Source organism: Peribacillus suis, from assembly GCF_059384845.1.
On the sequence record NZ_CM182019.1, the window covers coordinates 2285658 to 2309399 of the forward strand.

The window sequence follows — 23742 nt, forward strand, 5'->3', positions numbered from 1 at the left end:
CCCTGCATATCCTTATCTTACTCAATCAGTTTGATGAAGTAATGACGATCTCTAGGACCATCAAATTCACAGAAATATATACCCTGCCATCTACCAAGGACCAAACTACCTTTATGGATAATAACTTGTTGTGACGACCCTACAGTGCTGGACTTTAAATGAGCAGCAGTGTTCCCTTCCATATGTAAATCCAACGTATGATTCCATGGATAAAGCTCATCCCATCTCCTAAGCATATCTTTTTTAACATCTGGATCCGCATTCTCATTAATTGTAATGCCTGCAGTAGTATGTGGACAATATACAAGCGCTATACCTTCTTGTATTCCCCTTTCCGTTACAAATGCCTGCACTTCTGTCGTAACATCTATCATATCATCTCTTTTGATGGTTTTTAGTGTGTTTTTCTTCAACAAGGTCATCCTTCTCCTTTTTATGTTATTTATATTCTCTACCCAAAAACTAGGGGAAACATCCTTTTTTATGTCTCTATCAATGGCTTATTATTCGTCATATAAAGACTTTTTAACCAATCTATAATATGGCCGAGGAACAACCTTCCCCAAAAGTGAATCATATGGAATCTTTGTACGATTAAAAAGTCTGGAAAATTGAAAAGACGGATTCAAGATTCTTGAATCCGCCAATCTTCAGTTCTGTTTTCTTTTCCAGAATCCCAAGATAAGTCCAGAGATGAGTGAGCCTATTAAAATGGCCAACAAATATAGAAATGGATGGTTAACTAATGGTATTACAAACACGCCCCCATGAGGTGCCGGCAATGTGACATTGAATGCCATCGTTAGAGCACCCGCCGTTGCTGCTCCAATCACACTACTGATAATGACCCTAAACGGATCGGCTGCCGCAAATGGAATCGCTCCCTCTGTAATGAAAAAGGCTCCCATAAAGTAATTTGTCAATCCAGATTTCCTTTCTGTATCGTTAAATTTACTTTTGAAAAATGTAGTCGCAAAGGCAATGGCAAGCGGAGGTACCATACCACCCGCCATAACTGCTGCATGAGGGCCGAAGCTTTGTGCTTCAATAGCCGCAATCCCAAAGGTAAAGGCAGCTTTATTGATAGGGCCCCCCATATCTACAGCCATCATGCCTGCAAGAATCATCCCTAAAAGAACGGCGTTTGTCCCTGATAGGCCCTGAAGCCAATTCGACAAACCTTGGTTGAGAGCAGTCACCGGTTCATTAATAACGAATAGCATGATCAAGCCTGTTATTAACATTCCGAACACCGGATAAAGCAATACCGGTTTAATCCCTTCGAAAGCCTGTGGCAAATTAGAGAATAATTTCTTCAATCCTAAAACAACATACCCGGCAAGAAAACCTGCAATCAGGCCACCTATGAAGCCAGCATTGGCCTGGGCTGCCAACAATCCTCCCACCATACCTGGGGCAAATCCTGGACGATCGGCGATACTTGAGGCAATGAAGCCTGCCAGGACTGGGACTAGAAAGAAAAAGGCCCCGCTTGTACCTCCCCCAATATCACTTAATGCTTTGGCTATCGGATTATATTCCGGTTTCGTCGGATCGGATGCATCTAATCCAAAAAAGAAGGATAGTGCAATTAAGATTCCTCCACCTACAACAAATGGAAGCATATTACTTACGCCATTCATCAGATGCTTATAAATATCGATTTTCCCTTTTGTTGAAGTTTCACCTTCTCGACTTTCCTCTTTAGATCCTTTGTAAATGGGTGCGTCCCGGTTAACAGCCCGTTTAAGTAACTCCTCCGGCTTCCTGAGCCCATGAGCAACGGGAACGATGATAACCCGCTTACCGTCAAAACGGTCCATCTCCACTTGTTTATCCGCTGCAACAATAATGACATCCGCATTGGCAATTTCCGCTGGATTCAACCTATTTTTTACACCTGTCGATCCATTGGTTTCAACTTTGAAATCAAGACCCATTTCTTTCGCCTTAGCCTTTAAAGCATCCGCTGCCATATAAGTGTGGGCTATTCCTGTCGGGCAGGCCGTAACGGCCAAGATTTTTGCAGCATCCCTAATCTTACTTGTTTCCTGTTCTTCATTTTCGTTTTCGTCTTGATCTGCTTCTTGTTCTTTTTGATTGATAATCTCCAACACTTCTTCAGCTGATGTGGCAGAAACCAATTGAGACCTGAATTGAGCGTCCATTAATAATGAAGACAATCGAGATAGGGTCTCTAAGTGAACCTGATTAGCTGCTTCACTTGCCGCAATCATGAAAAATAAATGAGCTGGCTGCCCATCAAGCGATTCATATTGAATACCTGAAACTGATTTTCCAAAGCAAATGGCCGGCGTTTTCACAGCACTCGTTTTTGCATGTGGGATGGCGATTCCCTCACCTATCCCTGTCGTACTTTGCTCTTCACGTTTCAAAATGGCGGCCTTGAAGCCACCTTCATCATGTAAACGTCCAGCTTGTGCTAACTTGGCGGATAATTCTTCTATCACCCCAAGCTTTGTCTCGCTTTGCAAATCTATAAGAATGGTATCCAATTTTAACAAGTCTGTAATTTTCATAGAGTTACCCCCCTTTTATCTCACTGACACTAACCTGCGGCAATACTTTTTCTATTAATTCCCACGTACAAAGGTCCGATGAAAAAGCTGTCGCACTTCCCGCGGCGACACTATATCGAAAAGCGGTTATAACATCTTCCGTTTTTTCATACATTCCGATAAATCCGGCCACCATGGAATCTCCGGCCCCCACTGAGTTGATGACCTTTCCTTTCGGTATATTTGCAACATAAGATTTATCTCTTGTGATAAGTACAGCCCCATCTCCTGCCATCGAAACGATTACGTTTTGAGCACCTGCTTCCAACAATTTCTGCCCATACTTATTTGAATCCTTCACATTTCTGATTTCAGTCGAGTAAAGACTCGCTAATTCGTGATGATTAGGCTTCAGGAGAAAAGGCTCATAATGAACGACTTCCAATAATTCTTTCCCACTAGTATCAACCACCACCTTTACTTTCCTCCCCGAACATATTTTCATCATCGTTTCGTACACATCACGTGGGAGGCTTGTTGGAATACTACCAGATAAAACGAGCCAATCATTTGGCTTGAGTTCACCAATTAAACTAAGTAAATGATGATAATTCTCCATGGATACTTCAGGACCATGACTATTAATTTCAGTCTCCACTCCTGTTTTTAATTTAATATTGATTCTCGTATCACCTGTTATTTCCGTGAAATTAGTCCTAATATGATCTTTTTCTAAACAGGCTTTTACAAATTCCCCAGTTTGGCCACCTAAAAAGCCTAAAGCAGTCGTATCGTTTCCTAGCCTTTTCAATACACGTGATACGTTAATTCCTTTGCCCCCCGGATATTTCTTATCCATGCATGATCTGTTCACCAAGCCCATTTGGAAGTTTTCAACCTCGACCAGGTAATCTATTGAGGGGTTAAGCGTTACGGTATAAATCATTAAATCGTCACGACCTTTATCTTGGGATTTTTCAAGAGCTGTTCGACGGCAGCTTCATTATTGTTATCCGTCAGCAAAATGACTTCACTTACATCTGCCACTTTTGCGAAGGTGACTTCATTTAATTTTGAACTATCTGCAAGCACATAACTTTGATTGGAAAGCCTTATTGCCGTCTTTTTCAATAGCGCTTCTTCAGGATCTGGTGTGGTCAAACCTAATTCAGGATGAATGCCATTGATCCCTAGAAAACATTTATCGAATCGGTAATCACTTAAAAAATCGACAGCTGTACTACCTACAACCGCATTGGTGGAAGCCTTGATGGTTCCACCAACGATAACCGTTTTTATTTCCAATTCCATCAACTTTTGTATATGCATGAGACCGTTGGTTAAAACGGTTACATTTTTATCTTTTAAATAAGGGATCAGTTCAGAGATGGTCGTACCTGCATCAAGATAAATACAGTCATCATTCTCGATAAAAGTTGACCCCAGCTCTGCTAGGAGCTTTTTTTCGGATAACGCTTTGTTTTGCTTCTCCAAGGTTGTCGGTTCCATGCCTTTTCTTTGAAGCAAGGCAGCTCCACCATGAACACGTTTTAAAAGCTTAAGTTCCTCAAGTTGGACTAAATCACGCCGTATGGTAGATTCTGAAGCTTGCAAATGATCGACAAGTTCTTGCATCTTTATAATGCCTTTTTTCTTAATCAACGTAAGGATTACGTCATGCCTCTCGGTTGTCAACAATTACCTCACCCCCAATATATTTCCATAATAACTTCATTTTTCAGATTAATCAATCATTATCGTTCACTTTTATTCAAAAACATTCATTTATATTAAAAAACCAATCATATTCCTGCAAGTGATGATATGATTATCTCTTTATCTATGAACTTTTCTACAAAAAAAAGCCCCCATCACCATGACAGGGGCTTTTTCATTATATAGGATTTATTAATTTTGTAATAAAAGTTGTTCAGGATCTTCAAGCATTTCTTTGATTGCCACTAGGAAACCAACTGCTTCTTTTCCATCAACGATACGGTGATCATAAGATAATGCAAGGTACATCATTGGTCTGTTTTCGATTTGATCGCCAACAGCAACAGGACGAGTCTTGATAGTATGCATACCTAGAATACCAACTTGTGGTGCATTCAAGATAGGTGTCGATAATAGGGAACCGAATGTACCACCATTTGTGATGGTAAAGGTACCACCAGATAAATCTGATAGCGCTAATTTGTTGTTACGTGCTTTAACAGCTAGGTCCGCAATGTTTTGCTCGATTTCAGCGAAACTTTTACGATCAGCATCTCTTACAACTGGAACAACTAAGCCTTCTTCAGTCGATACGGCTACACCGATATCATAGAAGTTCTTTTTAAGGATATGATCTCCTTTGATTTCAGCATTCAATAAAGGATACTTTTTCAATGCCCCAATGACTGCTTTTGTAAAGAATGACATGAAACCAAGTTTAACGTCATTAGCTTTAACGAATGATTCTTTATGACGGCTACGTAATTCCATAACTGCAGAAAGATCGACTTCGTTGAAAGTTGTAAGCATTGCCGCTTCAGATTGGACTTGAACTAAACGTTTAGCAATGGTTTGACGACGGCGTGTCATTTTCACTACTTCTATACGGTCATCGTTGGCTTCAATAGGAGCTGCCGCTTGTTTAGTAGCTGCAGGTGCTTTTGGAGCTGCTGCAGGTGCTTTACTTGCTGCTTCCACGTCTTGTACACGTACACGGCCTAGTGGATCAACAACAGGTACTTGAGTTAAGTCAATTCCTTTTTCACGAGCTAATTTTCTAGCAGCTGGTGATGCAATAACTTGTTGAGTGGAAGATGCTTCTTTCGTTTCAGCCTTTGGAGCTTCTTTGGCAGGTGCTGCTTGTTCCACTTTAGCTGGTTCTTGTTTCACTTCTTCAGCTTTTGGAGCTTCCTTAGCAGGTGCTGCTGCCGATCCATTTTCATCCACGATGGCAATAGCTTGTCCAACTTGAACAGTGTCGCCTTCTTCAGCTAAAAGTTCAGTAAGGGTCCCAGTGTAATCAGAGATGATTTCCACGTTTACTTTATCTGTTTCCAGTTCAAGGACATAATCTCCCTTTTCAACATGGTCACCAGGTTGCTTTAACCATTGCGCAATAGATCCTTCAGAAATTGATTCTGCTAATTCAGGCACTTTTACTTCAGCCATTTTATTTATCCCCCTCATTATTGCGTGTAATTGCTTGACTCATAATCCGTTGTTGTTCATTTTTATGGACAAGTGGATCTCCCTCAGCCGGGCTTGATCTACGTTTTCTACCGATATACGTTACAGAAAGATTTCCAGGAGCAGCCGCATTTAAGCGAGGTTCAACAAATGTCCAAGCTCCCATGTTTTTCGGTTCTTCTTGAGCCCAGTAGATTTCTTTAAGGTTCGTATATTTTTTCAATGCTTCTTGAACGCCAGTGAACGGGAATGGATAAATCTCCTCGATACTGATGATTTGCAACCAATCGGTATTTTGTTCAGTAGCTACTTTATCACGTAGTTCTACAGCTAATTTACCGCTTGCAAATACAATGCGCTCAACAGCTTTAGGTTTTTTGCCTAGCGTTTTCGTTTCAATGAATGATTCAAAACTTCCTGTGCTGAACTCTTCTGGAGTAGATGCCATCACTTGGTTACGAAGCATACTCTTCGGTGTCATGATAACAAGCGGACGCACTTGTTCCTGATCAAGTATTTTAGCTTGTCTTCTAAGGACATGGAAATACTGAGCTGCAGAACTTAAGTTAGCAACTGTCCAGTTATTTTCAGCTGCTAATTGAAGGAAACGTTCCAGGCGAGCACTTGAATGTTCTGGTCCTTGTCCTTCGTATCCGTGTGGAAGTAGCATAACAAGTCCAGATTTTTGACCCCATTTTGCACGGCCTGCCGCAATGAATTGGTCAAAGATTACTTGTGCCGTATTGGCGAAATCACCGAATTGGCCTTCCCAAAGTACAAGTGTTTCTGGAGCAAAAACATTATATCCATATTCATAAGCAAGTACTGCCGTTTCAGTAAGCGGACTGTTATGGACAGCGAAAGATGCTTTGGCAGATTCAAGAGTATGAAGCGGTGAATATGTTTTGCCGTTCACGCTATCATGCAGCATGATGTTACGTTGTGCGAATGTTCCACGTTCTGAATCTTGACCAGTTAAACGGATTGGTGTGGCATCATTTAAAATCGTTGCAAATGCAAGCGTTTCAGCATGTGCCCAGTCAATTTTACCGTTTTCACCAAACGAATCCAGACGACGGGACAAGATTTTACCTAATTTTTTATTAGGCGTAAATCCTTCTGGCCATTTCACAAGTTGTTCATTGATTGAAATAAGTTCTTCCTTAGATACAGCTGTATCAATCGTAGGAATGCCTTTTTCAATTATTCCCGGAGGATTTACTTCTTTGGAAGCTTCCGGTTTGTTTCCAGAAATTTTGGCATAGGCTTCTGCAAGTTTAGTATCCACTTGTTTTGCCATTTCTTTCACTTCATTTTCTGTAAACTCTCCAGATTCAATCAGTTGTTTACCGTAAATTTCTTTAACTGTTGGATGCTTATGAATCAAAGCATACATTTCAGGTTGTGTGACCAATGGCTCATCCATTTCATTATGGCCGAAACGTCTGTAACCGATTAAGTCAATCAAGAAATCTTTTTTGTATTTTTCACGATATTGGATGGCAAGATTAACTGCAGCCATACATGCTTCGGGATCATCAGCATTAACGTGGACGATAGGTACTTCAAAACCTTTTGCAAGATCACTCGCATATCTAGTTGAACGTGAATCTTCACTTTCGGTAGTGAAACCAATCGTGTTATTAGCGATGATGTGGATTGCCCCACCAACTTGGTAACCGCGTAGACGGCTTAAGTTAAACGTTTCAGGTACGATACCTTCACCTGGGAACGCAGCATCACCATGAATAAGGATTGCTAGCGACTTTTCAATATCTTGCACTGGGAAGCCTTTTGCTGTCCTGTCTTCTTGAGCCGCACGAGAGTAACCTTCAACGATTGGGCCAACTACTTCCAAGTGACTTGGGTTATTGGCAAGCGTAATTCTTGCTTTCTGTACGCTTTCTTTTGTAATTTGTTTATCCAAACCTAGGTGGTATTTAACATCGCCAGTCCAACCATAATTAATGCCGGTTGAGCCTTCTGATGGGACTAAATCCTTATTAGGTGAGTGTTGGAATTCAGAGAAAATCACTTCATATGGTTTTCCAAGGACATGTGCCAGGACATTAAGACGTCCGCGGTGAGCCATGGCAATATTCACATTGCTCGTTCCATTTTGGACAGTCTGTGAAATCATCTCGTCTAACACTGGAACCAATGCATCTAGACCCTCAATAGAGAAACGCTTTTGCCCTACAAATGTACGATGTAGGAACTTTTCAAATCCTTCAACTTCATTCAGACGTTTTAGCATTAATGCTTTTTTCTCTTTTGAAACTTCAGGGAACATTTTACCAGATTCGACCATATCAGTAAGCCATTGCTTTTCATCCAAGTCATTTACATGGTGAAATCCAAAGGCTATTGTTTTTGTATAAAGTTGTTTAAGATATTGGAAAGCTTCGTATCCGTCTTTTACGTTTTCAGGTGATTGCGCACAAATAAGATCAGCCGGTATTTTCCGTAAATCCTCAACCGTCAAATCGTATTTTTCAAAGTGGATTTGCTCTGTGTCTGGCTTGTCTTCAATCAATGGATAAATGCTTGAAGCAAGATGTCCATATGCACGAATATTTTCTGCCAATTTTACTGCAGACATAATTTTCTTCATTGAAAGGACTTCACCAGTCTGTGGTGCACTTTCCATTACAGTGCCTGCCTCTACTTCAAATGAAGGAGGACCAGCAACCTCAAAAAAGTTTTTCAGTTCCGGATCTACTTCTTCCGGATTAACTTGAAATAAATCGTATTGCTCCATGACATACCCAAGGTTTGGACCAGAAAAAGATTTCCATGGGTCGTAAGCCTTAGCATCCTTGATGGTCATTTTTGTAAACCCCCAAATTTTTCTCATAATTTCGTTTTATCCATCCCCAAATTCCTTCTTCTAACATTTCCCCAAATAGATAATTTATAATAAATAACTTGGTCATTGAATAATAAAATTTTAAAGGATAAAACGTTTTCAGATGCTATATTAACATGTTTTTGTCGAAATATCCAAGGGTTTCACCTCTTTATACACCCTTTTTCAAACTATTATTCTGTTTAATTCGTCTTATTTCGTCTTAAATAGACCTTTTATCTTTTTTAAGTCTATTTCTTCTAAAAAAAGATTTTTCTATTTTCGTATATTAATTCAAACAAGCTAGATTTCGCACGATTGAAAACCCTTTCAACTCAAGCAAACTCCCAAGCTGTCAAACTTAAGTTTCCATACTGAAAACTACGATGCAACATTTTTGCCTTTTTATTGGAATCTCCTGCTCCCATCGCAATGATCAAGGGAATGAAGTGACCTTTAAATGGCACCGCTTCGGAACTATATGGTCCTATTCTTTCATAATCAAACAAGGATTCCAAATCCCACTTCTCTACCTGTTCTTCCACCCAGTTTTCAAAACGGATTGCCCACCCCTCCGCAACATGCAGGTCTGGCTGAATCTGGTTAAAATTATGCACAATCCCACCGCTACCAATTATAAGGACGTTATTCCGTTTGAGAGCCCCCAGCATTTTCCCGATTTCATACTGTTTTTCAAACGGTAGATCGGAACTGATCGATAATGAAACGATCGGTATATCAACTTTAGGATACATGAGATGCAACAGCCCCCATGCCCCATGATCGAGAGGACGCCTTTCATCAAGCTCCCCCCATATGCCAACTCGTGACAACAGGGTTAAAATCTTATCGGAAAGCTCCAAATTTCCTGAAGCGGGATAGGATACCTGGTAAATTTCTTCCGGAAAATCGATATAATCATAAAGGATTTCATGCTTCTTGACAGCTGAAACCAACTGTTCATCACTTTCCCAATGGGCTGACAGAATGACTATTGCAGTTGGCTTCTCAATTTCTTTTGTATAAGCTTTTAAAAACTCGGTGTAGCTATTCTCTTCTAAGGCTAATAATGGCGTTCCATGTGATAAAAACAACGATGGCATCATAAAAACTTTAAATCCTTTCCAAACTATGATCTTTAAATTAAAATCCAATTACCTTTAATTTACTATAGTTGAGCTTCGCTTTCACTAATTAAATTGAACCTTTGGGGTTGTCTCATCTATCGTATCAAAGATATAGCCTTCTTTTTTTAGGATTTCTATTATCTTCGGCAGCGCTTTAACGGTATTTTTCATACTGTTGATATCATGCAGCAGGATATTAGCCTGTTTTTGATTTTCCAAGCCTCTTTGCACGGATGTGATGATTTGATGTTCGCTTATAGTAGGACTGATTCCATCCGTTGAATCTATATTCCAATCTGTATATATATACCCTTTATCCGTTAGCTGTTGAAGTATTCCATTAATGACTGGTTTTGTGCTTGCTTGTTGTCTCAGACGATTTCGTGATCCACCGGGAAGACGAACGATTCGGCTTTTTATTCCATAATCTTTTTCTAACATCGTTTCAAGACGATTTAAATCCTCAAAAAAACTATTCGTGGAACGATACACGATTGAATAGTCATGTGTATAGGAATGTAAGGCAATTTTGTGGCCTCTTCCTATTATTTCTTCATAGCATTTTTTTGCATATGGCTCTTCATTACCTTTAACAAAAAATGTTGCCTTTACTTGATACCGGTCTAAGATGTCCAGGATATCCATTGTATTCGTAGAAGGCCCGTCGTCAAAAGTTAAATAAACTGTCTTTTGGTTTTCTTTACTTTTGACGAGCGGAGTTATTTCTTCCGGAATTATTGCATGTACGGGTCCGGCAAGTGTTTCACTTAGGATCATTGAAAAACAGAATACTATCGTATATAAGTGCAATAATTTCTTCATAATTATATCTCCCCCTTGCTTTTTACCATTAAGGTGTACTATACCAGGGGTTTCATGCATCAATTTTTTTTAGAATATAGGCATGGAATTATGGTCTTTAACAACTTCACTTTCTGTATCAGGAATTTATCACCATACTATTCTTAATGTGCTCTCGAAATTAACTCGCCATAATCAATAAGACAGCGGATTTAACCGCTGTCTTACTTATCTATCGACATTAAAATATCTAGCTTCAGGGTGTGCAAACACTATGGCGGAGACAGATGCCTCCGGTTCCATCATGAAACCTTCAGTCAATTCTACCCCAATATCCTGAGGCTGTAATAAGCGGAAGAGTTTTTCCTGGTCTTCCAGATTCGGGCAGGCTGGATACCCGAAAGAAAATCTTTGACCAATATACTTGGCAGCAAATCTCTCTTTCATGGTCATTTCGATAGAATCGCTAATTCCCAAATCGTCACGCATCATTTGATGGATTCTTTCAGCAAATCCTTCAGCGGTTTCGAGAGCAAGGGATTGTAGGGCATGATTTTTCAAGAAATCTCCCTCTTTCTTGAACTCTTCAGCCCACTTTCTAATGCCTCTTCCTGCTGTAACCAGGAAGAAACCAACATAGTCCATTTCGCCAGAAGAAATAGGCTTCGCAAAATCAGCCAGACAAAGGTTTGGACTTGTATCTTGCCTTGGAAAATCAAAAGTTTCCAATACTTCCTGATGATCCTCGGGATTGTATACCACTAATTTGTCACCATCACTTTGGGCGGGGAAAAATTGATAAACTGCATTTAATCCATATTCAGGTTCGGATTTCAGGAATTCAATCAGATCGTCAACCAAATCATTCAATTGTATAGCTTTATCGTTACCCTCCTTCAGTAATTCAGCCACCTTCCCTTTTAGACCCAGATGATGCCCAATCAACATCTGTCTATTGATATAGGGCTGAATGACTTCGAGTGGATATTTTTTTAGTATATGCCTTTTGACATCATGAGGTTTTTGAACCGGTACATTCCTTAGTGGAACCGCACTTACTGGCTTACGTTCCGGTTTTTCAATTAATGCGGCGATGGCAGCATTGGCTTTTGCCTTTTCACGTTTATTTTTCAGTTCCTCTAGGTAAACCATTTTTCTGTTCGTATCATGTAGGATATTCGTAACGGCCAAACCATCCATCGCATCCTTAGAATATAGAACAGGCCCATCGTATTCGGGTGAGATTTTAAAATCGGTGAACTTACGGGATAATGCGGCACCACCCACCAAAATTGGGGTGTCAATCCCAGCCTGTTTCAAATCCTGTGCTGTTAAGATCATTTGCTGAGCTGACTTTACAAGCAGGCCCGATAAACCGATAATGGTAGGTTCATGCTTCCGTACTTCCTCAATGATTTGCTGTGGTGCAACCTTAATTCCAAGGTCCACTACTTCATAACCATTATTGGAAAGAATGATATCGACAAGGTTTTTACCGATATCATGGACATCCCCTTTGACAGTGGCCAAAAGAATTTTGCCTTTTTTAGCATGATCCTCTGAATTTTCCATAAGCGGTTCAAGATGTGAAACAGCGGCTTTCATTGCCTCGGCACTTTGAAGCACTTCTGCCACAATAAGTTGGTTATCATTGAATAACCGCCCCACTTCGCTCATTCCATCCATCAATGGTCCATTAATGATTTCCAGTGGAGCATCACCACGCTCTATGGCTTCATTCAAGTCCTCGATCAATCCTTCTTTTGTACCCTCGATTATGTAGTTACCTAACCTTTCATCTAATGGAAGAATAATTCCATCATCTTTCTTTTCAGCTTTTTTACCACGATAAAATTCAGTGAAGGTCGCCAGTGTTTCTGTTGAGGTATCAAATAAAAGTGCTTCAGCAAGCTTCACTTCCACTTCTGGTATTAAAGCAAACCGTTCGAGTTTTTCCGTATTCACAATCGCGTAATCTAGTCCAGCTTTCGTACAATGATAAAGAAAAACGGCATTCAATATTTCCCTTCCACGTGAAGGCAAGCCAAACGAAACATTTGAAATCCCAAGAATCGTCAAACATTCAGGGAATTTTTCCTTGATTGCTTTAATTCCTTTTACTGTTTCCAATGCGGAGCCAATATATTGTTCATCTCCTGTACCGACTGGAAATACAAGCGGATCAAAAATCAAGTCACTTTTCTTTAGGCCGTATTTGTTTACAAGTAAATCCACTGAGCGAGTAGCTACTTCTATTTTTCGTTCGGCGTCTACCGCCATACCAATTTCATCAATCGTTCCTACTACGACAGCCGCACCGTATTGATGAATAAGTGGAACGATTTTTTCAAACCTTTCTTCACCATCTTCGAGATTGATTGAGTTTATGATGGACTTCCCTTGGGAATGTTTCAAGGCTTGTTCAAGAACGTCTTCATCAGTTGTATCGATGACTAAAGGGACCTTAACCTTTTTGACGACCTCTTCAATGAATTCTTTCATGTCACCGAACTCATCTCCATCAGGGTCTGCCAGACAGATATCAATGACATGCGCACCTTTCTTAACTTGTGCCCGGGCAATCTCCGCTGCTGGTTCGTATTTCTTAGCACGAATCAATTCCTTGAATTTACGAGATCCAATGACATTCGTTCGCTCTCCGACAAACAGGGGTCGCATTGAGTCGTCATAAATAAGCGGCTCGATGCCAGATACGGCATGACCATGTGCAGCCTCAGGTAATTTCCGTGGTTGAATATCTTTAAGTACTCTTGAGAGCTCTTTAATGTGTTCAGGAGTGGTACCACAACAGCCACCAATGATATTGACCCAGCCTTTTTCTGCAAATTGTTTCATTTTCTCGGCTAGGGAAGTGGGAGATTCATGGTAATGCCCCTCCTCATCAGGCAATCCTGCATTTGGATAACAGCTAATCGCATTGTCGGATAGATCTGCTAGAGTACGGATATGGTCAATCATAAACTCTGGGCCTGTCGCACAGTTCAAACCGACAGCCAGAGGGTTCATATGCTCTACCGATAAATAAAATGCCTCTATGGACTGACCGGCTAACGTCGTTCCCATCGGCTCGATTGTTCCTGAAATCATTATCGGTACTTCCTTGCCAGTTTTAGCGATGGCCGATCTAATTCCAGAAAAGGCCGCCTTTACATTGAGCATATCTTGACAGGTTTCCACGAGTAATAAGTCTACCCCACCGTCTATAAGGCCAAGTGCCTGTTCCTCATATGAATCGGTCAATATATCGAAAGTCGTTCCACCTGTAACAGATAAAGTTTTTGTCGTTGGTCCCATGGAACCCGCTACATACCTGGGCCAATTATCACTTGAATATTTTTCACATGCTTTTACGGCAAGCTCTGCCGATACTTTATTAAGTTCATATGCAAGCGTGCTTAATTGATATTCTTCCAACACTAAGCTTGTGGCACCAAAGGTATTAGTCTCTATAATATCGGCACCTGCCGCTAAATATTTTTCATGGATGGTTTGAATGATTTCAGGACGGGTTAACGATAAATACTCATTACACCCTTCGTATTGTTCTCCACCGAAATCCTCGGCCGTTAAATCTTCAGCTTGAATCATGGTGCCCATTGCTCCATCAAGAAGAAGAATCTTTGATTGTAATTGCACATTAATTTCCCTTTTACTCATGTCCTGCCACCTCAGATGTTTGTTTACGATCATGATCCTTAATATATGTAGTAAGTTCCGCTGTCATTTCATAGCGTAAGAAAGGCGTTATTAAGTAAATTCCCTTGAACCTCTCTTGGGCTGCGTCTACCAATTCCCTTGCTATATTTATAGCTTCAATCCTTGATTTTACTGGATCAGCTCCCGCTGAGGCCATTGCTTTCCGTACACTGTCAGGTAATTTAATCCCCGGTATTTCATTATGGATGAATTCGGCATTCCTCGTACTGGTAAGGGGCATTATCCCCATGAAAATCGGTGTTTCCAAATGTTTTGTCGCCTGATAGACTTCTTCTATTTGTTCTACTGAATAAACTGGCTGTGTCAAAAACGAATGAGCACCGCAAGCGATTTTCTTTTCCATTCTCTGAACAGCCTTATCGAGATATTTCACATTTGGATTAAAAGCTGCGGAAATCTTGAAATTAGCCCGTTTCCCTAGACTTTGTCCGGAATAGGAGTAGCCCTCATTGAATTGCTTAACCAGACTTATCAAATCGAATGAAGATAAATCATAGACAGACGTTGCCCCCGGGAAATCACCAATCTTAGAAGGATCACCAGTGATAACTAAAACTTCATCCAGCCCGACTGTATGCAACCCCATTAAATGGGATTGCAATCCAATAAGATTTCGGTCCCTGCACGTAATATGGACCATCGGATTCACCCCTAATTCAGCCTTTAATAAATTGGCTAAGGTCGAATTCGATATCCTTGGTGAAGCAAGTGAATTATCAGCTAAAGTAATGGAATCCACCCCAGCTTTTTTCAAGGCTTCAGCTCCTGCCATAAACGTTTCGATTCCTAACTTTTTCGGTGGATCAAGCTCAACTAGGATCGTTCTATCCGTTTTTGCCTTTTCATGAAGAGCTAATTCTTGTTTTTGGTTATTCACTTCAATAATTTCTATATGTCGAGCTTTCGTAATTTTTTCCTTGACTGGCGCTAAAGTGCCAATCATTTCGTTCACAGCTTGTATATGTAGTGGTGTCGTACCACAGCAACCCCCTATAATGGTTGCTCCTTGTTTTCGTAATTCGAGTGCACTTGAACCGAAATATTCTGGTTCCGCTTTATAGACCAGTCTCCCATCCACATAATCTGGAAGACTTGCATTAGGATAGATGGCAATCGACGTCTGCATAGGCAATTTCACTTCTTCCAGTGCCCTTATCATATGATGGGGGCCCAGACGGCAATTCACCCCAACCACATCTGCACCTAGGTACTCTAGCTTTTGAAAAGCTTCATTCAAATGAAATCCATTTTGAAGATTTCCAAGTTCATGCATCGATACATTTGCAATAATCGGCAGGTCCGTTTCCTTTTTAGCAATTTGAAGTACCGTTTCAAGCTCTTCAAAATCATAGAATGTTTCAAGAAGAATTCCATCGGGATCTTCCAGAAGCAAACTGTATAATTGTTCTCGAAAACCCCGTTTTATTTCTTCTATACTTAAATCCGATTTACGTATACTACGCTGGGCCCCAATTGTACCAAAAACATAAGCCTTCCCTTTCGCTACTTGTTTAGCAATGCTGACTCCTTGGCGATTGATCCGACTGACTTCTTCCTCCAGCCCATACCGTTTCAATTTATTGAAATTGGCACCATATGTATTGGTTTGCAGAATATCTGCACCCGCTTCTAAATAGGCCCTATGTATAGACTCAATTTTATCAGGATTGGTGCAATTTATTTCCTCATAACATTGATCGATTCCATAGGAGTACAACAACGTACCCATCGCGCCGTCTCCAACTAGCATTCTTTCTTTCAATTCACTACGAAAATCCAATTAGTACACCCTCTCTTAAAAACACTATGGTTTTTGTCAGTTTCTATGAGTGTGAGAGTAAAGAAAAAAAACCTTCTCAAAGAAGAAGGCTTTTTTCGAAACATTCTCCTCATCTATCAAGCTCTGCTTGCTGGATTTAGCACCTTTGCCTAGGCTGGTTGCTGAGGTTTCATCGGGCCAGTCCCTTCACCTCTCTCGATAAGATTTATTAAGTTTAATTTTCTAAACATTTCAAAATTTATTTATATTTAATTTACATGAATCATCTGATAATTTCAAGAGTATATTTATCATTTTTTCATTTTCTTCAGACTTTTTAACGATACATCCTTTTAGAAAGCAAGGCTCCCCATTCTTCCGACAAGGATTCAATGGAAAGCAAGGACATTGCCCCCTCCTCCCCATCACGCTTATGAAGGATGACATCCGTTGCATAAAGTACCGTAACCTTATCTTGAAGCCGATCCAATAACACGATATCATCTTGTTGGCCAATTACCCCTTCTTGTATAACCCTAGCAAAATAGCCAGTTAGATTAGTGTCCATCACCAATTTCAAAAACTCTGGCTCTTTGTTAAAGTGGGAGATGGTCGAGCAAGGAATACGCCCCTGTGTAATCTGAATAACGGTCCCGCCAATGCTATAGATATCGCCTATAAACGTTTGACGTTCAGTCATTCCAGCAATCGTCAAATTCTCCCCAAATGCAGGGATGGAAAGCTGCTTATTGAATGTTCGATTCCATAAATCATAATGCTCAAAGGGATAAAAACATAGAGCACGGTCAGGCCCTCCATGGAACTTTCTGTTACCCACTCCATCCCTATCAATCCCTGATTTTGTTACGGTGATATAGTCGATGGCCTTCTTATCCATTGCCGTTTTGATCTTTACCCCCGAAAGCTCCTCCTCTTTTGGCATCCCAATTTGAAGAGACATGATTTTACGATTTTCCATTGGACATCTTCCATTTCTTTTAAATTTCCAGATTGCAATAAAGAAACATTCTTTATATTCAATCTATTCAATTATTTGATTATACCAAAAAAAAAGCAATAACCTCTTTACTAGGTATAAAATTCGATGTGAAAAGAGAATGATATAAAAATAATCCCTTTGTTTTAGTAATTTAGTTGCTATTTCCAAATTAATTATGATAGAATACGAACACAATATATAGTCGAAAAAGACAATCCGTCGCCTATATGTTGATTCACGATTAATTTCCTCATTGTCGCTCTTTAGGGGGCGAATTTTTTTGTCTCCTTTTAAAAAGGGTGGAAAACTGTATCCTTACTAATTATTTATACCTAACAAGTAACTACCAAATTGAACAGGAGATCTTCTTTTAATGAAAATTTATAGGTGCGATCATTACTTTCCTCACAGTGCACCACTTTTTTGATAATTTTGGTGATTTTCTTATGCCTTCATTTTCCCCTTAGCTTCTATTTTTTCGCCCCTTGTATTCCAGGTATCGTAACAGCCATGCCGATATCGTTAGCCAAGCAGCTCCGGCAACAAAACCTGCCACAACATCGCTCGGGTAATGCACCCCTAGATAAATGCGGCTCCATCCAATGACCAATGAAGCCAAAAAAGCCAAAAACCATATAATGCCGTTCATATATTTACTTTTGACGATTCGTAAACATACAACTGCAATGCTTCCGTAAACGATAACCGAAGCCATAGAGTGACCACTAGGAAAACTATATCCGGAAACGGATAATAATGGAGCGATATCGGGTCTTTCCCTTTGAAAAAGATATTTTAGCCCCCAATTAAATACCCCACCCATTGCTGAAGTGATTATTAAGTATAAAGCAAGCTGTTTTCTTCTGTATAAGGCCAAAATCAAGGCAAATATACCAATTAGTACGACTATCCATGTCACCGACCCAAAAAATGTGAGCGTAGTCACAAAGCTGATAAATTGTTCACTAAAGGGCACTTGGATGAAATTGATAAGGATTTTATCAAATTCGATTAACTCCCCTTCCTTCAGTTCTTCCACAATTTCAATAAAAATGAAAAAATAAACTAGGATTAAACCAGCCATCATGGCAATATAAAGAAGTTTTTTTGAAATATGTATGCTAAAAAAGTTATGCATTCTCGGACACCACCTTTTCCCTCATTTACCACACTACCTCTAGGATAAAACAAAAAAAGCCTAAGCGATATGACTTCGCTCAGGCTTTTTTTACGCTTGTTTCTTTTTAGGCTCCGCTCTTTTGCGTGTCGTCTTTTTCTTTACAACCATTTTCTCCGGCTTCGTCCTGTCAATGGACGCTTGTAAAGCTGCCATTAAATCCGTCACATTATTGGCCACGGGTTCTTTAGATTTTGCTGTAATGGTTTTCTCGCCAGTTTTCTTTGATTCAATCAATTCAAGCAAAGCTGTTCGATAATCATCTTTGTATTTAGTCGGATCAAACGTCGATGTCAACTGATCAATTAATAATATGGCCGTATCGATTTCTTTTTTTGCAATGGCATCATTAGCAGGAATATTAGGAACGTCGGTTGCAGAACGAACCTCATCAGGGTAATGAATGGTTTCCATCAACAATGTGTTATCCACGATCCGAAGGATAGCCATTTGTTCTTTGGAACGAATGATGATTTTAGCGAGACCAACCTTGCCTGACTCCAAGAGTGCTTCCCTCAAAAGAGAATAGGCTTTTGTACCGCCATCGTTTGGAGACATATAATAGCTTCGGTTGAAATAGATTGGATCAATTTCCTCTATTTTAACAAAATCAATGATTTCCACTGCCTTATCTTCATTTTGTTTTTTTAATTGCTCAAGTTCATTGTCTTCTAGGACAACAAACTTTCCTTTTGTATACTCAAACGCACGAACAATATCATCCTTGCCTACTTCTTTCTGGCAAACTGGACAAACCTTTTCATATTTTATCGGTGAATGGCATTCCTTATGCAAAGTTCGTAAGGATATATCCTTATCTTCCGTTGCCGCATGAAGCTTTATCGGGATATTCACCAAACCAAAAGAAATGCTGCCTTTCCATATTGTATGCAAATTCCTCACCTCATCGTTGATTAATTGATTCACTGTTATTATCATTCCCATTTCTTTCAAAAAAATTATATCTCAACTCTTAAAATTAAGATTTTATGGGGAAAATACTAATAAACGCAATGAACGGAGGGAAAAAAGTGATAAAACCAATGTTGCCCACCTATCATCCAGAAGCTCCTTGTTCTAAGGAATGGATATATGAAGTCAAATATGATGGCTTTCGGGCCATTTTAACGATTGAAGAAAGTAAAGTGGCAAAGCTGACGAGCCGGAACGGAAAAGAGTTGCTGCCTCTTTTTCCGGAAATCGGTGAATTCCTAGAAACCTTGAACCTCGAAGGTATACTTCCCCTTCAACTAGATGGAGAACTAGTTTGGCTAACCAATGAAGCCAAGGCAGACTTTTCCGAGATACAGTGGCGTGGACGTTTGAGAAACCAAACATTGATATCCGAGGCTTCCACCCTCTCCCCATGCCGATTCATAGTGTTTGACTTACTAACCTTAAATGGAAAAGACATTACCAAACAAAACTTGTCGGAACGGAAAGCTATGTTGAAGGGCTTAGGAAAGAAACTTCATTTACCAGAAAATCCCAGCATCCATGAAGAAAGCTCAATCCAACTGATTGGAAACTATGATACTGCAAATGAAGCGATGAACAAGGTCATTCTCATGGATGGGGAAGGGATTGTAGCCAAGAACATCAACAGCATATGGCACGAAAAACGGTCAACCTCCTGGATCAAGGTGAAAAATTGGAGGGTATTCCCCTGCTTTATCACCGCTCTTCATAAAGAAAACGGATATATTTCAATTTCCGTTTATAAAGACGGTGTAATTACCCCGATTGGGAGCGTCAAAAATGGCATGAGTGCCCAGGATAAAACCATTTTACACGAATTGATTAAAAAAAATGCCGTCGAAGAGAATGCGAAGTTCTTTTACCTCCATCCTTCCATTTGTATCGAAGTGCAATTTCTGCATGTTCATGAAGAAAATGAATTACGGGAGCCTCAGTTTTCCCAGTGGCTGTTGCAAACGATACCAAGTGAATGTACTTGGGAGAGGTTCCTTATCAGTCAATTTACTTTTCCGGAGTCGGTCCATATAACATCCCCAGATAAACCGATTTGGGCATTTAAGGATAGAAAGGTGATAAAAGTTGAATACCTCCAATATTTACGGGAGGTGTCATCTCATTTCTTGCCTTTTCTAGCCGACAAACTTCTGACAACCATTCGTTACCCTCATGGCGCAATGAACCCTGAACGTTTTTTTCAAAAAAATAAGCCAGAGTATGCACCCGCATCGATTCAAACGTTCCTGAATGAAGACATTGAGTACATGCTTTGTAATGAACTGGAAACATTGCTTTGGTTTGGCAACCAACTTGCCTTGGAGTTCCATGCACCATTTCAGAAAGCTGGCTCTACTAAACCAGATGAAATTGTATTGGATCTTGACCCTCCCTCGATTGAGTATTTTAACTTGGCGATTCATGCCGCTCTTGAAATAAAGAAAGTCTTGCTTCCATTACATATAGAAGCATTCGTAAAAACTTCAGGAAATAAGGGATTACAGATTCATATTCCACTACCGGAAGATACTTTTACTTATAAAGAGACACATATTTTCACTGATTTTCTTGGTCAATACTTAATAAGCTCCTTTCCAAATGACTTTACCTTAGAGAGAATGAAGAAAAATCGAAAAAATCGACTTTATCTCGATTTTGTCCAACATAGTGAAGGGAAAACCATTATCGTCCCTTATTCCCCTCGTGGAAATCATTTCGCCGGGGTAGCCACCCCCTTATCATGGGAAGAAGTGAATGAAAACCTTAGACTGGAAGATTATACAGTGGAAACTGTACCTAACAGGATCAAAAGGTTGGGCTGCCCCTTCAAGAATTACAGGCAGATTGATAACGGCCCAGCATTTCTAGAGGTTTTATCCTTCCTTAAACAACAAAAGGGGCCTTATAAGTCCAAAAAATAAAACAGGTGAAGAAAAACGAATCGTTTTTCTTCACCTGTTTTTCTTTTTTTATAATAATTTACTGATTTGACTGCCTTTTGTCCCTTACCATTTCGTTTTCAAAAAGCTTTGTACTTCATCCTGCATCTTTGCATATAATTTTGTTTCCTCTTCATATTCATGTTTTTCAAGCACTGTGAAAACCTCTGGCTGATCGATGTCTATTTCAAGCAACGCTTTGAACTCATAGGTTGCATTTCCAATCAGGTCAATGGAATACGCATTACTCTCTTCATCATGGTGAACGATACATTTCACTTTTCCACCGTTGTTATAAACGGAAATTTCCTGTTCAAGCGAATTAAGTCCAATCGAGCAAGTAACCAGACTTGAAGCCGACATCGCGGTTCCACAAGCATTCGTGAAGCCTACACCTCTTTCGAAGGTACGAACATAAATGCTCCCAGGTGTCAGTTCTTTTACAAAACTGACATTGACCCCATCCGGAAACAGGTCATTCGGTTGGTTCACTTTCGTGGCAAGCTCTTCCTGTAAATTACTTTGCAATACATCGCTATCCACTAAGGTGATCAAGTGTGGATTTGGGACAGCCAATGCCGAAAATAGGAGGGAATCATGCAACTCAGGGAGCAATTCATTTAACAACTGATCCTTTTCTATTGCAAGCGGAAGATCCTTGACCTTAAAGCTGACCGGAGAAATTTCCACTTTGAATGTTGGAATTCCCGCATAAATATCATCCGTTTTTTCGACGAGTAAGTTCACTTTCATCGTCTCAACAGTCATTTTATCAAGCCCTAAAACGTCATTCGTATACCTGGCCACACACCGAAGTCCATTACCACACATGGATGCTTCTGATCCATCTGCATTAAATACCCGCATTCTGGCATCTGCATGCTCACTTTTCATGACAAATAGAATGCCATCCGCTCCCAGCTTTTCTCTATTGCAAAGGACCTTCGCTAATTTTTCGCGTTCTGCCTCTGTAAAGGTCAGAGTTGTTGTTAATTCATCAATAATTAAAAAATCATTGCCCGATCCATGAATTTTAAAACCTTCAATTAACATCCTGTCACATCCTCAATGCTGTTCATTTATTTTAAATATTCTTTATCATAGCATTATAAGTTCGAACATGTCATCGGGAAAATTCCAATTAAGCGAATATTCCATCAAGAAAGCCGAGTTGCCATATAATAAAAAGCCTGTGGAGGCAATTCTACCCACTCCACAGACTCTTCAATTCATATTAACCTATTATAAAATAGATAATAAACAATATAGCGCTAACATACATTGGACCTGAAACTTCTTTCGCCTTACCTGTGACCACTTTCAGGAATGGGTATAGAATAAACCCGAAAGCCATTCCATCTGCAATACTGTAGGTAAATGGAATGAAGGTAATGATTAAAAGTGCGGGGATGCTTTCTGTATAATCGCTAAAGTCCATTTTCTTAATATTTTCAAGCATGAGCATGCCGATAATGATTAAAATTGGCGCAATGGCACTATCCGGAATCACCTTAATTACCGGAATAAATAAAAGTGACAGAAGAAACAAGAACCCCGTGATGACTGATGTTAAACCGGTCCTGCCCCCTGAGGCGATGCCTGCAGCGGTCTCAACAGTGGCTACCGTCGGACTGGAACCGATAGGGCCAGAAAGAAGAACGGAGACACTCGTTGCCTGTAGAGACTTCTTATAAGCCTCCGGACGTTCGATGCTGTTCACATGTCCGTGTACAAGACCAATGTTTTCAAAGATCAGTACCATGGTCATCGCAAAAACACTTATCCAAAATTCAATTCGCCCCACCTCGATAAATGTCAGTGAAAAAAAGAGTTCACTATAAGAGGCTGTATCCAAACCGGAAAAGTGGATATTCAAGATTTCAATCGTGCCAAAAAAGTAAGCTATACAGCTACCTATGATGATCGTGATCATAAAGTTTCCTGGGACATTTTTAATAAATAAAGCAATGGCAAGTAAAAATGTCAAAATCGTTGCTAGAACAGATGGGTCACTCAAATGACCAAGTCCAAGAAGCGATGAAGAACCCCTTGTAATAATCCCACCCTTTTCCAAACCGATTAACAGCAAAAATAAACCAAGACCAACAGAAATGGCGTCCTTTATGGAACCTGGAATGGAATCATTAATCAATTTCGAGAACTTTGTAAAAGCCACGATTACAAAAATGAGGCCCGAAACAAAAACAGCTCCAAGAGCCGATTGGAAGGATAAGCCCATTCCTTGAACCATTGTGTACGCGAACAGGGCATTGACGCCCATACCGGGGACGATGATTATTGGTACATTAGCCCACAACCCAATCAAGATACAACTCACTGCGGAAAGGATAATGGTTGCAATCACCGCTCCATTAATAGGTATACCTGCTTCAGATAAAATCAGGGAATTCACGACGAGAATATATACGATTGTGAAATAACCAACCACACCGGCAAGAATTTCACGTTTTCCATTTGTTCCATATTGGGAAAAATGAAAAAACGTTTCTAAATTTGTTTTCTTCATGTAGTATCCTTACTATGTTGTCCCTCGCCCACCCGCTTGTATAAGTGACAAACTGCACTTCGTGATTTTAACAAATATTCATTTAAAAATAAATAGAAACTCTTAAAAATGAAAAAGCTGATGGGATAATTCCATCAGCTTTTGGTACATT

General features: G+C 40.0%; 16 protein-coding genes and 1 riboswitch. Of the genes, 1 reads left to right on the plus strand and 15 read right to left on the minus strand.

Going from position 1 to position 23742, the window contains the following annotated elements:
- Window positions 1–17 precede the first annotated feature (17 nt).
- The 13 genes from AC503W_RS11090 to ku form a co-directional block, all read right to left on the minus strand.
- Window positions 18–422 carry a secondary thiamine-phosphate synthase enzyme YjbQ gene (locus AC503W_RS11090; RefSeq protein ID WP_402868860.1) on the minus strand — a complete coding sequence of 135 codons (405 nt, stop codon included), beginning with the start codon at window positions 420–422 and terminating at the stop codon, window positions 18–20.
- Window positions 423–650: 228 nt separating this feature from the next.
- Window positions 651–2540, minus strand: coding sequence for a PTS fructose transporter subunit IIABC (locus AC503W_RS11095; protein WP_494914174.1), 1890 nt, complete (start codon window positions 2538–2540; stop codon window positions 651–653).
- 4 nt (window positions 2541–2544) lie between these two features.
- Window positions 2545–3465 carry a 1-phosphofructokinase gene (gene pfkB, locus AC503W_RS11100; RefSeq protein ID WP_494914175.1) on the minus strand — a complete coding sequence of 307 codons (921 nt, stop codon included), beginning with the start codon at window positions 3463–3465 and terminating at the stop codon, window positions 2545–2547.
- Complete coding sequence (locus AC503W_RS11105) at window positions 3465–4217, minus strand: DeoR/GlpR family DNA-binding transcription regulator (protein ID WP_402868866.1); 753 nt, start codon at window positions 4215–4217, stop codon at window positions 3465–3467. Before AC503W_RS11105 ends, pfkB begins: the two co-directional genes overlap by 1 nt.
- A gap of 210 nt (window positions 4218–4427) precedes the next feature.
- Entirely contained in the window at window positions 4428–5684 is a 1257-nt protein-coding gene (gene odhB, locus AC503W_RS11110) for a 2-oxoglutarate dehydrogenase complex dihydrolipoyllysine-residue succinyltransferase (RefSeq protein ID WP_402988282.1), read from the minus strand.
- A 1-nt stretch (window position 5685) separates the two neighbouring features.
- Window positions 5686–8532: a 2-oxoglutarate dehydrogenase E1 component gene (locus AC503W_RS11115; protein ID WP_494914176.1), complete on the minus strand. Its 2847-nt coding sequence runs from the start codon at window positions 8530–8532 to the stop codon at window positions 5686–5688.
- Window positions 8533–8885: 353 nt separating this feature from the next.
- Entirely contained in the window at window positions 8886–9656 is a 771-nt protein-coding gene (locus tag AC503W_RS11120; RefSeq protein WP_402956915.1) for a dioxygenase family protein, read from the minus strand.
- An 84-nt stretch (window positions 9657–9740) separates the two neighbouring features.
- Window positions 9741–10499 (minus strand): polysaccharide deacetylase family protein, encoded by a 759-nt coding sequence (locus AC503W_RS11125; RefSeq protein WP_494914177.1) that lies wholly within the window; start codon window positions 10497–10499, stop codon window positions 9741–9743.
- A gap of 207 nt (window positions 10500–10706) precedes the next feature.
- On the minus strand, window positions 10707–14156 hold the full coding sequence (gene metH, locus AC503W_RS11130; protein WP_494914179.1) for a methionine synthase: 3450 nt from the start codon (window positions 14154–14156) through the stop codon (window positions 10707–10709).
- A complete protein-coding gene (locus AC503W_RS11135) occupies window positions 14149–15996 on the minus strand; it encodes a bifunctional homocysteine S-methyltransferase/methylenetetrahydrofolate reductase (protein ID WP_494914181.1) in 1848 nt (615 codons plus the stop codon). The genes metH and AC503W_RS11135 overlap by 8 nt, the downstream gene beginning before the upstream one ends.
- Window positions 15997–16102: 106 nt before the next feature.
- A riboswitch (SAM riboswitch) is annotated at window positions 16103–16201 on the minus strand.
- A 111-nt stretch (window positions 16202–16312) separates the two neighbouring features.
- Complete coding sequence (locus AC503W_RS11140) at window positions 16313–16954, minus strand: MOSC domain-containing protein (protein WP_427688831.1); 642 nt, start codon at window positions 16952–16954, stop codon at window positions 16313–16315.
- 484 nt (window positions 16955–17438) lie between these two features.
- Window positions 17439–18113, minus strand: coding sequence for a phosphatase PAP2 family protein (locus AC503W_RS11145; RefSeq protein ID WP_427688833.1), 675 nt, complete (start codon window positions 18111–18113; stop codon window positions 17439–17441).
- A 90-nt stretch (window positions 18114–18203) separates the two neighbouring features.
- Window positions 18204–19046, minus strand: a complete 843-nt coding sequence (gene ku, locus AC503W_RS11150) for a non-homologous end joining protein Ku (RefSeq protein WP_494914183.1) — start codon at window positions 19044–19046, stop codon at window positions 18204–18206.
- 137 nt (window positions 19047–19183) lie between these two features.
- Here ku and ligD point away from each other — a divergent pair, with 137 nt between their 5' ends.
- A complete protein-coding gene (ligD, locus tag AC503W_RS11155; RefSeq protein WP_494914185.1) occupies window positions 19184–21046 on the plus strand; it encodes a DNA ligase D in 1863 nt (620 codons plus the stop codon).
- A gap of 84 nt (window positions 21047–21130) precedes the next feature.
- Here the strand turns inward: ligD and dapF are convergent, their stop codons facing one another.
- Together dapF and AC503W_RS11165 are read right to left on the minus strand one after the other, a co-directional pair.
- Window positions 21131–22117 carry a diaminopimelate epimerase gene (gene dapF, locus AC503W_RS11160; protein WP_494914187.1) on the minus strand — a complete coding sequence of 329 codons (987 nt, stop codon included), beginning with the start codon at window positions 22115–22117 and terminating at the stop codon, window positions 21131–21133.
- Between the two features lie 181 nt (window positions 22118–22298).
- A complete protein-coding gene (locus AC503W_RS11165; protein ID WP_494914189.1) occupies window positions 22299–23591 on the minus strand; it encodes an NCS2 family permease in 1293 nt (430 codons plus the stop codon).
- Between the last annotated feature and the right edge of the window lie 151 nt (window positions 23592–23742).